This is a genomic window from Selenomonas sp. KH1T6, from assembly GCF_900108415.1.
Taxonomy (GTDB): Bacteria; Bacillota; Negativicutes; order Selenomonadales; family Selenomonadaceae; genus Selenomonas_B; species Selenomonas_B ruminantium_A.
The window spans coordinates 134077-146016 of the sequence record NZ_FNWN01000003.1; the positions used below are offsets into that span (position 1 = coordinate 134077).

The window sequence follows — 11940 nt, forward strand, 5'->3', positions numbered from 1 at the left end:
ATGCCCCCTGCGGCTTGTGGCTGCAGGGGGCATCTATCTATGCAGTTTTTCCTTTGAGGATGAAGGAAGCTCCTTCTCCCTGGCGGCTTTCACAGGTCAGCTCAATGCCATGCCTCAGGGCAATCTCTCTGGCAATGGCCAGTCCCAGGCCTGTGCCCTGGGCGTTGTCCTGGCCGCCTTTCTTGAAGCGGTCGAAGATATGGGGCAGGTCCTCCGGGGGGATGCCGGGGCCATGGTCTGTGACCTGGAGCTGCCAGTCCTGGCCGCTGAGTTCGCCTTCAACTTCTACGGCTGTCCCTGCAGGGGAGAACTTGACGGCGTTGTCCAGCAATACCAGCAGGAGCTGCCGGAGTCTCCCATAGTCACCGGTGAAGGGCAGGGGAGAGGGGAGGTTTGCCTTTATGGCAACGCCTTTTTTCTCTGCCAGGGTGCGGGCGCTTCGCAGGGCTTCATTGAAAGGCTCGGCTAGGTCAAGCTGTTCCTTCTGCACTTCGAAGCCAGGACTTTGCAGGCGGGTGAGTTCCAGGAGATCCCGCACCAGTCGTTCCAGCATGGAGAGGTTTTCTTCAATCCTGCGGCGGCAGTCTGTGAGTTTGCCTTCCTCCGTCACAAAGCCTGACTGCAGCAGTTCCCAGGTGCCCTTGATGACCGTGAGAGGTGTGCGCAGTTCGTGGGATACGGCGGCCAGGAATTCCTGCCGCTGCCTTTGCAAGAGGCTCCGCTCTGCTTCTGCTTCTCCAAGGCGGCGGCCCAGTTCGTCAAGGCTGTCTGCCAGAAGGCCCAGCTCATCATCTTGCGCGAGTCCTGTGCGGGCATTGTAATCCCCGCTCCTGAAGGCTTCGGCGGTGTCTTTCATGGCGTAGAGGGGGGCGATGAAGTGACGGGCCAGAGCCGCTGCCAGCAGGGCGGTAAGAAGCAAGCCCAGCAACAGGGAAGCCCCAAGGATTTTCAGCCCCGTGTATTCTGCTTCCTGCAAATCCGCAAGGTGACGGTGCACCAGCACTGCCCCCTGTATGTTGCCTGCGCTGTCCCTGATGGGGGCGCCTGCTGTCACCATGGGTTCTGCAAAGAGAGAGGAGAAGGAATCTGCCACAGGTGTTCCGCCGGAGAGCACTTCCTGCAGGACCTCCTCCACCGCCGGGGGCAGCCCTGTCATAGCCTGGCTGCTTTCTTTTCCGTAGGCGCTGATGGTGCGGCTTTTCTCATCCACAATCCAGATGGTGCCCTGCACCAAATGGTTCATTTCCTGCAGGAAAGCGGCCCGGTGGCTTTCTCCTGTCGTGCCGGAGTCCTGCAGGTTGTAGTTGTGCCTGCACCACTGCCCCATGCCGGGGACGGAAGCGTTGCCGCTGCCCCTCATGCCGTGGCGTGAGCCATGGCGGCCCGGGGCGCTTTCTGTGGCAGTCTGGTTCTCTGGTGCCAAAAAGCCTGCCTCTCTGAAGGTTGGATATGCCTCTGCCAAAGTCGCTGCCTGATGGCGCATCTCTTCTTGATGGGACTGGCGGTTATATTCAACGAAGAGGAAGGCGAAGACAGTTCCCATCAGCAGGGAGAAGATCAGCAGGCTCAGGGCAAAGTAGCCCCAGAGCTTGCGGGTGAGTTTCTTCGGTTTCAGCATGGTGCTTCCTCCAGGCGGTAGCCCCGGCCCCAGACGGTGGCGAGTGCAAGGCCCTTCGCGCCTGCTTTTTCCAGCTTCGCCCGCAGCCGCCGTATATGGGTATCCACTGTGCGGGTATCCCCTGTGTAGTCATAGCCCCAAAGGCGGTCAAGCAGTTCGTCCCGGGAAAAGACCCGGCCTTTGTTGGACAGGAAAAGAAAGAGCAGGTCGTATTCCTTGTGGGTAAGAGCAAGGGCACTGCCGCCTGCCAGAGCTTCCCCTTTGTCCTTCAGCAGGGTAAGGTTGCCCAGGGCTATTTTCTCCCCCTCATCTTCATCATGGGGCAGCCGCCTGAGCACCGCCTTCACCCTGGCCATCACCTCGGCAGGAGAGAAGGGCTTCACCACATAATCATCAGCCCCCAGCTCCAGCCCCATGATCCGGTCATAGTCCTCCCCCCGGGCGGTAATCATAATGATAGGCAGGTCAGAAACCTTCCGAATCTCCCTGCAAACCTCAAACCCATCCAGCTCCGGCATCATTACGTCTAACAGCAATAAGGAAATATCCCCCTGCAGGGCCAGATTAAGCGCCTCCCTGCCATTGGCAGCAGTGGCAACCTCAAAGCCAGCGCCCTCTGCAAAGGTTGAAAGTATATCGCGTATGTCAGCGTTGTCATCTGCAATTAATAGTTTCATGATAATTACCTCTTGGGAATGGTTTATGCTAATGGAGTAGTGAATTTTCACTCCGTCACCCCGATGTTGCCATCAGGCAACGAGGCCGAACTCCCGAACCCCAGGGCCCATGGATGGGCCCCGCGGACGCGGAAATCATAGGATGTGATTTCAGTCCGCGTTTTCTTTTGGTTCGTTTTCTTTGCGCCAAAGAAAATGAACAGCCGAAACTTAAATTATAGTGTAAAACTTTTTCTCAAACCGTAACACTTTTGTCACAAACCTATGTCATAATACTAACTGTAAGAGAGAAACAACGCAACAACCTTAGGAGGTAACTGCTATGAAAAAGAAAATCGCATCATTTTTAGCCATCGCCACCATCTTCACCGCTGTCCCTGCCTTCGCTGCCACTCCCGATGTGGCAGCAGGCCAGCCCTGCCAGAGCATCCGTCACCTGTCCGACAATGACAACAGCGACGGCTGGTACTGCGGCCGTGGTTACGGCCGTCACGGCGGTCCCGGCTGCGGCAGGCATGATGGATCCTGCTGGAATAACAACCAGAATCAGTAATCCCTGGCTATAGTCAACCTGCCAAAAGCGGGCCTTTCCGAAAGTTCCTTCGGAAGGGCCCGCTTTTTCGTGCAGGTTTACGCTTCTTTGGCCTGCTCCAGCAGCTCCTTCACCTTATCCCATTCCGGCACTGCGGCGGCGGCTTTGATTTCTTTATACAGTTCGGCTTCCTTTTCCGGAAGGCGGTAGCCGTCCAATGACTCGAAGATGAACTGCAGGGAGTCGTAGTCGAAGGTGGCGGCTATCTCGCTCATGGCTTCGAAGGCTTCGGCAAGTTCCCCAGGGTCGATGGGGGGCTTTTCGCTGGTGTCTTCTTCTTTGGGCATCAGGGGGGCAAGTTTCTCCGCATAGGTGAGGTAGAGCTCCATCAGGGGGCGGTGGTCCTGGCGGATTTCGTCTATATAGCCGGCATTCCCTGCATCCTCCAGGCGCCTGGCCCTTTCGGACAGCTCGGCGGCGCCGATGATCTTGGCAGTGGATTTCAGGGCGTGGACCTTGGTGGTGTAGCTCTTCCATTCCTCCTGCTGGAAATATTCTTCGATTTCTTTGGCTGTTCTCTGTATGGAGCCTGCAAAGACTGTCAGCACATCCAGATAGGCTGCGGTGCTGCCGCAGTGCCCTATGCCGGCAGCGGTGTCCAGTCCCTGGGTTTCCGTGAGCCATGAAGGCAGGGGCAAAGCTTCCTCTGCCGCTGCTTCCTGAGCGCCCTCTTCCGGTGTGATTTCTGCTGCCTTGCCCGGGGGGAGGTATTTGAGGATCATTTCTTCCAGCTTGGTGCAGTTGATGGGCTTGGTGAGATAGTCCTGAAAACCTGCTGCCAGGTATTGGTCCCTGGCTCCCCGGATGGCGTTGGCTGTCAGGGATATGACGGGGGTGGCCTGGTTCAGGTTCTCTTCCAGGCACTTCATGGCGTACAGGGTTTCGATGCCGTCCATGCCGGGCATCATGTGGTCCAGGAAGATGATGTCGTACTTTTCCTTCTGCACCAGTCCCAGGCATTCCTGGCCGCTTTGGGCCGTGTCAATCTGGATTTTGGTCTGCTTCAGCAGGCCTTTCACCACGGTGAGGTTCATCACCGTGTCGTCCACCACCAGAATCTTTGCCTCAGGTGCCCGGAAGGATACCTGATAATCCTTGTGGCAGGAGAGGGACTGATGATAGGCTTCTTCAAAATCTCCCAGGGGGGCTGGGTTAATCACCTTTTGGACAATCTGGAAGCTGAAGGTGGAGCCCTGGCCGTAGACGCTTTCCACTTTCAGCTCGCCGCCCATCATGGCCAGCAGCTGATGGGCGATGTTCATGCCCAGTCCTGTGCCCTCGATGTTGCGGTTGCGCTTTTCCTCGATGCGTTCAAAGGAGCAGAACAGCTTTTCCATGTCCTCCTGTTTGATGCCGATGCCTGTATCGCTGACGCTTACCTCCAGGGAAATCAGCTTGCCGTCTATGGGGTGGAAACCAACTTTCAGCCGCGCACCACCTTTTTCCGTGTATTTGACAGCATTGGTAAGGAGGTTGGTCACCACCTGCTTGATGCGCACTTCATCGCCGAACAGGGTGGTGGGGAGCTTTGGGTCTGCCTCCACCTGGAAGGTGAGTCCCTTGTTTTCTGCCCGCTTCTGGATCATGTTTACCAAATCGTTGAGCAGGGAGCCCAGCTGGTATTCTGCGGGGATGATTTCCATTTTGCCCGCTTCGATCTTGGAGAAATCCAGGATGTCATTGATGAGCTCCAGCAGAGTCCTGGCTGCGCTCTGGAGATTCTGGGCGTATTCCAGGATGGCAGGGTCCTTGGCCTCCCGAAGGATCATCTCGTCCATGCCCATGACGGCGTTGATGGGGGTGCGAATCTCATGGGACATGCGGGACAGGAAATCGCTTTTGGCCCGGTTGGCGGATTCGGAGAGGGCGGTCTTGTGCTCCGAGTGCTTCAGCTGCTGGGTGCGCATATGGTAGCCTACCAGCACGAACAGCAGGATGAGCACCACGTAGAATACCATCTTCATAAGGGTGTAGATGTAGTCTATGCCAACTACTACATCGTCCCATTCCACATAGCCTGCCATCATCAGGTGATCCTGCTGGGAGATATAGGTGCTGTGGAAGAAGAAGGCGTATTCCTCGTCCTCGGCGTAGCTGGAATTAGTGCTTAGGGGCAGGATTTCCGCACGCTGGATTTTCTGCCAGGCTTCGTTGAAGTTCGGCAGCTTCCCTGCTGTTACTTCGGGGTACTGCCCCTGGGACAGCAGGAGCCAGTCATTGAAGTCCGAGGCCAGCACCAGGGTGCCCTTGCCGTTGTAGCTCATCATTTGGTAAAAGCTCTGGATGGCATCATTGTCGAAGACTTCATAAAAGAGGCAGCGCTCCCCCTCCAGGTCAAAGGGGATGGCGAAGATAAGGCCGATGCCTTGCCGGTACTCGATGACCCGCTGCTCCAGCCAGACCCGGCCAATGGCGGCAAAGGCTGAGGAGGGCAGCGGCCTGCCAGCAATGGCTGAGTTGTCCTGCCTCAGGATGCCGCGTTTCCTGCCGTCCCGGGTGCCGATGGTGGCAATGGCCACGGCATCCTCGGCAGAGATCCTCCCTTGCTGGATGAGTTCTGCCCGGGATTCCAGCTCGTCCAGCTTGTGCTGGAAGCGCTCCCCCAGCACATAAGCGGTGCTCTGACTCTGCTGGGCCACGGACTCCCGCAAGGAATCGATGAGCAGGATGTCCATCCTGTCATAGACATAGGTGCCCAGGAGACTCATCACCGCCGCCAGGGCTACGAATTCAATCAAGGCCCGGAGAAAAAATTTGTCAAAGAATCCCCTGGCCTTCGCTATCTTTCCGTTCATAATGCCACCTTGCTCCTTCTGCCATCTGGGGCGTGACATAATTGCATATACTCTTGGTATAGATTCGACGAGGCCGGCAAAAATCCTTGAAGCTTACGCCAGGGATTTTTTTGCCGGCCTTGGATTATCATGGGCAGGGCGGGAGGAAAAAGGACTTGCCGAAGTGTGGGCAAGGCTCTTTGTTGGTGGCTGGGGATGATTCAAAGGTTAGCTTCCAGCATTTTTCCCACTGAGTCAAAGATGCCGCTGGCTTTTTCTTTGACCAGGGGATTGCCGCCGGCCATGGCAAAGCCCTGGAATCGCTCAATCATGGAAAGGTCATTCAGGTCGTCGCCGATGACGCAGAGGGGGAACTTCTGCCAGTCCATGATTTCCTGCAGTCGGGCGAGGCCGGTGGCCTTGGTGTTGCCGGCGGCGCAGACGTCCACATAGTGGAGGTTGGCTTCAGCTGAGAGCTGGCCGGCAAAGTGCCGGCTGACGTCTGCGGCCAGTTCCGCTGCTTTTTCTGCCGTGGGGGCGGAAAAGCACATTTGCAATACATGGGGCAGATTCTGGGCCTCCTCCTGGGGGATTTCGGGAATGTTGTCGTGGAGGGGAGGATCCCAGCAGCTTTTGTCGCGCCATCTGGCGAAGGTCTCCTTGCCCCGCAGGGTCATGACATAGGGACTTTCCCGGGCAATCTCATGCTGCCAGAGGGCCCTGACGGCTTCCGGGGGCATTTCGTCGCTGAAGATTTCCTGCTCCCGTTCATCGAAGATGACAGCGCCGTTGAGCCCCACGAAGAAATCCAGCTTCAGCTCGAAGTCGTCAAGGTTCAGCCGGGCCAGGTGCATATTGCGCCCCGTGACCAGTCCAAACTTGTTTCCCGCTGCCTGCCATTTCCTGATGGCCTGCAGATCCTCCTGGCTGATGCCTGCTTCTTTATGGAAAAGGGTGCCGTCAAAATCGCTTGCTGCTATTTTCATCAAATTTCCTCCTTCTGCAACCCTTAGGGGGTAACCAAAGGGCGCTGGCCATGATGGTTCAAATGATCATCTGGAATCTGTCCCCCAGGATGTACTCAGGGGGGCGGCTTTGTTTTCATCAAGCTTCATAGGCAAAAGTCTTCCTTGATTGATATATTACATTATATGCAAGTTCCTATCAACATAGGCATTCTCTCCTGCTCCCCTTTTGCAGATGATGAATGCTGATTTGCCTGTTCCCTTACTGCCCAAAAACTCCGTGCGAAACGGTGTTTCCCACTGCGCTTTCGGCTTGTGCTTGCTAAGTGTTCATAGTAAAAACAGAAGCAGCCATCTTCCAGAGGCGGAAGCGGCTGCTTCTGTTTTGTGTATGATTGTCAGTCAAATGCGCAAGAATAGGCTATTTTTCTGCTTTTGGCTGGGGTATACTTGAGAAGGATATGGTAAATATGAACAAAGGAGTCGCGCTATGTACCGTGCACTGATCTTGCTCTGCCTGCTCTGGTGCTATATCATCAAGCACATGGAAGCAGGGAAAGCAGCCATCTCCATCCTGGCAACTCCCGTGGTGGGGGCGGGGATGCTGCTGGTCTTTGCAGGGATTTTCATGGCCCAGCGGGGGTGACTGCTGGGGAGGCGTGGGAGACTGGGGCTATATGGCGGCGGTCATTCCACTTTACCAATAGGCCGCAGCCCTGCAGGGGCTGACAGCCCCTGTCTGGGTGGGGGATTTTCGTTTTTGCAGGAGGATTTATGCCCGGGGCAGCGAAGTATCATCCTGGGGGTGATGATATGGATTCGTTCAAGACCAAAATAACAGCTGCCACGGTGTGCGTTATTGTGGTAGCGATGAGCATCGTCGCTTTTTTAGGCGTGACAGCCCTGAGGAATATCGGCAATCGCTATGCTGACCAAATGCTTTTGCTGATGTGCGAGACTGGACAGAAAAATCTGGATGCTTATTTCCAGAGCGTCGAGCAGTCGGTGGAGATGGTTTCTGCCTACGTGGAATCCGACCTGAATGGCCTGGAGGATGAAAAGCTGCAGGCGCACCTGGAACGGACCGGTGATATCTTCAACAAGCTGGTCCATAAAACCAACGGGGTCCTGACTTATTACTACCGCATAGACCCAGCGGTGTCCCAGAATGTCAAGGGCTTTTGGTATGTGGCCAATGATGAAGGCATCGTCAGGCATGAGGTGACGGATATATCCCTTTACGATACCAGGGATACCTCCAAGCTGGTCTGGTTCACTGTGCCCAAGGCCAGCGGCAAGGCTGTATGGCTGCCGCCATATTTCACGGATAATCTGGGAGCGAGAGTGTTTTCTTATAATGTCCCTGTTTACTATGGCGGAAGGTTTGTGGGGGTCGTGGGCATAGAGCTTGATTACTTCATAGTGGCGAAGATCGTAGATAATATTACGCTGTATGACAACGGCTATGCCTTTATCAATGATAAAGAGGGGAATATCATCTATCATCCCCGCATGGATGTCATGACCATGGAGCAGCCCAAGGTGCCGGAAGGACTTCTGAGCAAGAACAAGTTCATCCACTATGTTTTCGAAGGTGTTGAAAAGCAGGCCGTCTGGCTTCCCCTGAGCAATGGCATGCGCCTGAATCTAACTGTGCCTGTGGAGGAGATAAATGCAGACTGGCAGAGGTGGAGCCAAAAGATCATCACGATCTTCGCGTTGCTCCTGGGCTTATTTATCCTGATCATCAAGGTCTTGATAGGCCGTATCCTACGCACTTAGCAGACATAGCAAGGCCCCCAGCGAGCATGCGTAAGGTCTTGCTCAGAAAAATATACCATGAAACAGGGCAGGAGCGCTTTGGGGTTCCTGCCTTCTTTGCTACTGTGGTTGTTGACATCTGAAAGACTTTTGCTAGAATTGAAGCAAAGAAGAAATTTTCCATGAAAGGGGGGGAGGCTATGAAGCAGCATTATATAATGCCCGTGGGGGTGGATGACTTTCGGCAGGTGCGGGAAGAGTATTACTATGTGGACAAGACGGAGTTCATCAAGACCTTGATAGACGGTCATGCCAAAGCCACCCTGATCACCCGGCCTCGGCGGTTTGGCAAGACCTTGGCCATGAGCATGCTTTATTATTTCTTTTCCAATGAGGCGGCAGAGGACAATCGTGTACTGTTTGAAGGCACCAGGATAGAAAAAGCTGGTGAGCGGTATATGGAAGAGCAGGGGTCGCGGCCGGTTGTGTTCTTGAGTCTCAAGGATATCAAGGCATTGGACTTTGACAGACTGTTGGCTGGTTTTGAAGAACTGACAAAGAACACTTACAAGAAATTCCGTTACTTGTTGGAGGGGGACGCACTTTTCCCAGAGGAAAAGAAGGTATTCCAATCTATTCTGGCTATGGAAGCGAATCTAAGGGATTTGCAGTATTCTCTTAGCAATTTGGTGGAATATCTGAAGCGCTTCCATAAGAAAAACGTGCTGGTGCTGATAGATGAGTATGATGCCCCCATCCAATCGGCCTGGGATTATGGCTATTATGGTGAAGCCATTGATTTTGTGCGGAACTACCTGAGCTCTGTGTTGAAGTCAAATCCCAACCTGGACTTTGCCGTGCTGACAGGAGTGCTCAGGATTGCCAAGGAGAGCATCTTCAGTTCGCTGAACAATCTGGAAGTGGCAAGTGTGGCTTCTGGAGGGTATTTGGATTCTATGGGCTTTACCTTTGCAGAAATACAGAAGATGGCAGCTGACTTCCAGGTGGAGGAGAAACTGCCTGAAATCAAGGAATGGTATGATGGATACAATTTTGACGGGCAAGAAATATACAATCCTTGGTCGGTCATAAGCTATTTCAAGCATGATTGCCGTCCTGCTGCCTATTGGGTCAATACTTCGGGAAATGCCATCTTGCAGCATATGTTGGAAGAGGCTACTCCTGCGCAGACAGGAGAACTGGCTACGCTTTTGCATGGACAAGCCGTATCGGCAGAGTTGATGGAAGGTGTCATTTACAAGGATATTTATGCAAACAGCGATGCTTTGTATTCGTTGCTTCTGAATACCGGTTATCTCACCATGGTCGATTTTCCTGATCCATATGCAGATGATGATGAATGCACCGTGAGGATTCCCAATCGGGAAATACGCAGTTTATTCAAGAAGGAAGTCATGCGCCATATGTCAGGCCAGGCTTCGGATACAAAGCTTTTGAAGAAATTGCTGCAAGCGTTGCTGGGTGGCGATGTTTCGGAATTTGAGGAACAGCTGGGGAATTTCCTGAGACTTATGGCAAGTTTCTACGATACAGCTGCAAAAGAGAGTTTTTATCACGGTCTGGTGTTGGGGCTGTTAGCTGCTTTGATGCCACGTTTCGAAGTTGTGTCCAATAGAGAAAGCGGCTATGGCAGATTCGATGTTGCCATTTTCCCAGGCAAGAACCAGACCGCTGGTGCCTTGCTGGAATTCAAGGTGGCGGAAAAGGAAGAGGATTTGCAGGAACGGGCAATTGAAGCTTTGGCACAGATAGAGGAAAATGAGTACACTGCAGAATTTGAGCGGCGCGGGGTACAGGATGTCTGGCAGTACGGCATAGCTTTTTGCGGGAAAACGTGCCATATTGAGACGAAAAAGTGATATGAAGAAGGGCAGGAGCTTTTCGCGACTCCTGCCCTTATTTAAGTTATTCAGTTGCTTTCGTCCCATACCGGCACCGGGGCGCCGAAGGTCTCTGAGTCGAATTTCCCTTCTTCGCTTTCGAAAGTCTCAAAGGCCTTCTGCACTTTGTTGAAGCCCAGGTAGAGAAGGGGCAGGTTGCAGCAGACCATGACGATGTTGGCGAAGTCGCTGAGGTTCCAGAGGGCGCTGAGGTCGAAGCCTGCGATGTTCGTCACCATGCCGAAGGCCAGCACCGAGAGGTTCACCAGGCGTACGGCAGTGATGAAGGCCCTGTGGTTGGAAATCTGCCGGGCGCAGATTTCGGAGAAGGACAGGAAGCCCAGCAGGCAGGTGAAGGCGAAGATGCCGAAGCAGACGCTGATGACCAGCGTGGCCAGGCCGTAGCCGGAGCCGTCCCCCAGCATCTGGGCGCAGGAGGCAAGGAATTTCTCCAGGCGGCCCAGTTCAAACCAGGCGGCAGAGCCGTCCTTCAGCCAGGCCTGGCCCATGATGAGGACGAAGCCGGTCAGGGTGCAGATGACCATGGTGTCCAGAAAGACGCCGATGGCCTGGATAACGCCCTGCTCGCAGGGGTGCTTGGCATTTGACACGGCGGCAGGCATGGAGAGGGTACCCTGACCTGCCTCATTGCTCATGAGGCCGCGCTTGATGCCCTGGGAAAGGGCGATGCCAAGGGCGCCGCCGAAGATGGGCTCAGGGCGGAAGGCTTCTGTCACCACCACGTAGAAGAACCAGGGCAGGAGCTCAAGGTTCATGGACACCATCACCAGCACTGCTGAGACATAGACCACTGCCATGACGGGCACCAGCACATCAGTGATGCGGGTGATGCGCCTGAGCCCTCCGAAGATGGCAAAGGTGGTCAGACCCATGAGCAGGAGGAAGAAGCCCCAGATCAGAGCGCCGTCTGCGGCCAGTTCCACACCTGTCACATTCTGGGTGATGGCTGCCATGGCAGAGATGGTGTTGAAGCCCTGGGCCGGGATGCAGAGCAGGGCATAGATGATGTAGAGGAAGCTCAGAGCGCCGCCGATGATGGCTGCGCCTCCCAGGAGCTTCCTGCCGTAGCAGGGCAGGCCGCCCACATATTCATCTCCCTGTTTTTCCTTGTAGATCTGGGAGAGGGTGGATTCCACAAAAGCCGTCGCCATGCCAAAGAACGCGGACATCCACATCCAGAACAAGGCACCGGGACCGCCGGTGGAAACTGCTCCCGTCACCCCCAGGATATTGCCAGGACCTACCCGCATGGCGGTGGACAGCAGGAAGGAGGCCAGGGGGCTGATGCCCTGCTCCTCCTCCCTGTGCTTTTGGAGCAGGACCTTGAGGCCGTAGCCAAAATACCTGACCTGCACAAAGCCCAGCTTTAAGGTGAAATAGATGCCTGTGCCCACCAACAAAATGATGACCAGAGGCAGTTCCCCGATAATGGGCAGGCTGGCATACCAGTCAAGATTGGTGGGAAAGCCCCACACCAGGTCGGCCAGTTCCTGGAATACAGCGCAGACGCTGCCGATTAGTTCATACATAGCAAAAACCCCTTCCAATAATTCTGGCAACTTTTCCCCCATTTTAGCATAACTGTCCTGATATGAATATGTGAAAAAATGACTAATAGCATGTAAAATTGT

General features: G+C 54.5%; 9 protein-coding genes. 4 read left to right on the top strand and 5 right to left on the bottom strand.

The annotated features are described in order from the left end of the window. Positions 1-37: 37 nt before the first annotated feature. Positions 38-1618, bottom strand: a complete 1581-nt coding sequence (locus BLW59_RS18085) for an ATP-binding protein (protein ID WP_318258273.1) — start codon at positions 1616-1618, stop codon at positions 38-40. Further along, complete coding sequence (locus tag BLW59_RS03270; protein ID WP_074696157.1) at positions 1612-2295, bottom strand: response regulator transcription factor; 684 nt, start codon at positions 2293-2295, stop codon at positions 1612-1614. Before BLW59_RS03270 ends, BLW59_RS18085 begins: the two co-directional genes overlap by 7 nt. A 322-nt stretch (positions 2296-2617) precedes the next feature. On the opposite strand from BLW59_RS03270, the gene BLW59_RS03275 reads away from it, so the two are divergent. After that, complete coding sequence (locus BLW59_RS03275; RefSeq protein WP_074696159.1) at positions 2618-2848, top strand: hypothetical protein; 231 nt, start codon at positions 2618-2620, stop codon at positions 2846-2848. Positions 2849-2925: 77 nt separating this feature from the next. Here the strand turns inward: BLW59_RS03275 and BLW59_RS03280 are convergent, their stop codons facing one another. Together BLW59_RS03280 and BLW59_RS03285 are read right to left on the bottom strand one after the other, a co-directional pair. After that, a complete protein-coding gene (locus tag BLW59_RS03280; protein WP_074696161.1) occupies positions 2926-5682 on the bottom strand; it encodes a hybrid sensor histidine kinase/response regulator in 2757 nt (918 codons plus the stop codon). A 200-nt stretch (positions 5683-5882) separates the two neighbouring features. Beyond that, positions 5883-6647, bottom strand: coding sequence for an HAD-IIB family hydrolase (locus BLW59_RS03285; RefSeq protein ID WP_074696163.1), 765 nt, complete (start codon positions 6645-6647; stop codon positions 5883-5885). A 469-nt stretch (positions 6648-7116) separates the two neighbouring features. On the opposite strand from BLW59_RS03285, the gene BLW59_RS17655 reads away from it, so the two are divergent. The 3 genes from BLW59_RS17655 (at position 7117) to BLW59_RS03295 (ending at position 10267) form a co-directional block, all read left to right on the top strand. Continuing rightward, positions 7117-7272 carry a hypothetical protein gene (locus BLW59_RS17655; protein WP_175463344.1) on the top strand — a complete coding sequence of 52 codons (156 nt, stop codon included), beginning with the start codon at positions 7117-7119 and terminating at the stop codon, positions 7270-7272. Between the two features lie 167 nt (positions 7273-7439). Beyond that, the gene (locus tag BLW59_RS03290; RefSeq protein ID WP_175463345.1) at positions 7440-8408 is read left to right on the top strand and encodes a cache domain-containing protein; all 969 of its coding nucleotides are present in this window, start codon (positions 7440-7442) and stop codon (positions 8406-8408) included. Between the two features lie 179 nt (positions 8409-8587). After that, positions 8588-10267: an AAA family ATPase gene (locus BLW59_RS03295; protein WP_175463346.1), complete on the top strand. Its 1680-nt coding sequence runs from the start codon at positions 8588-8590 to the stop codon at positions 10265-10267. A 50-nt stretch (positions 10268-10317) separates the two neighbouring features. On the opposite strand, the gene BLW59_RS03300 is transcribed toward BLW59_RS03295, so the two are convergent. Then, positions 10318-11838, bottom strand: coding sequence for an alanine/glycine:cation symporter family protein (locus tag BLW59_RS03300; RefSeq protein WP_029541827.1), 1521 nt, complete (start codon positions 11836-11838; stop codon positions 10318-10320). Positions 11839-11940 lie beyond the last annotated feature (102 nt).

Bases quoted from the DNA above. Each gene is read 5' to 3' on its own strand.
- BLW59_RS18085 (WP_318258273.1), bottom strand. From the start codon at position 1,618: ATGCTGAAACCGAAGAAACTCACCCGCAAGCTCTGGGGCTACTTTGCC.
- BLW59_RS03270 (WP_074696157.1), bottom strand. From the start codon at position 2,295: ATGAAACTATTAATTGCAGATGACAACGCTGACATACGCGATATACTT.
- BLW59_RS03275 (WP_074696159.1), top strand. From the start codon at position 2,618: ATGAAAAAGAAAATCGCATCATTTTTAGCCATCGCCACCATCTTCACC.
- BLW59_RS03280 (WP_074696161.1), bottom strand. From the start codon at position 5,682: ATGAACGGAAAGATAGCGAAGGCCAGGGGATTCTTTGACAAATTTTTT.
- BLW59_RS03285 (WP_074696163.1), bottom strand. From the start codon at position 6,647: ATGAAAATAGCAGCAAGCGATTTTGACGGCACCCTTTTCCATAAAGAA.
- BLW59_RS17655 (WP_175463344.1), top strand. From the start codon at position 7,117: ATGTACCGTGCACTGATCTTGCTCTGCCTGCTCTGGTGCTATATCATC.
- BLW59_RS03290 (WP_175463345.1), top strand. From the start codon at position 7,440: ATGGATTCGTTCAAGACCAAAATAACAGCTGCCACGGTGTGCGTTATT.
- BLW59_RS03295 (WP_175463346.1), top strand. From the start codon at position 8,588: ATGAAGCAGCATTATATAATGCCCGTGGGGGTGGATGACTTTCGGCAG.
- BLW59_RS03300 (WP_029541827.1), bottom strand. From the start codon at position 11,838: ATGTATGAACTAATCGGCAGCGTCTGCGCTGTATTCCAGGAACTGGCC.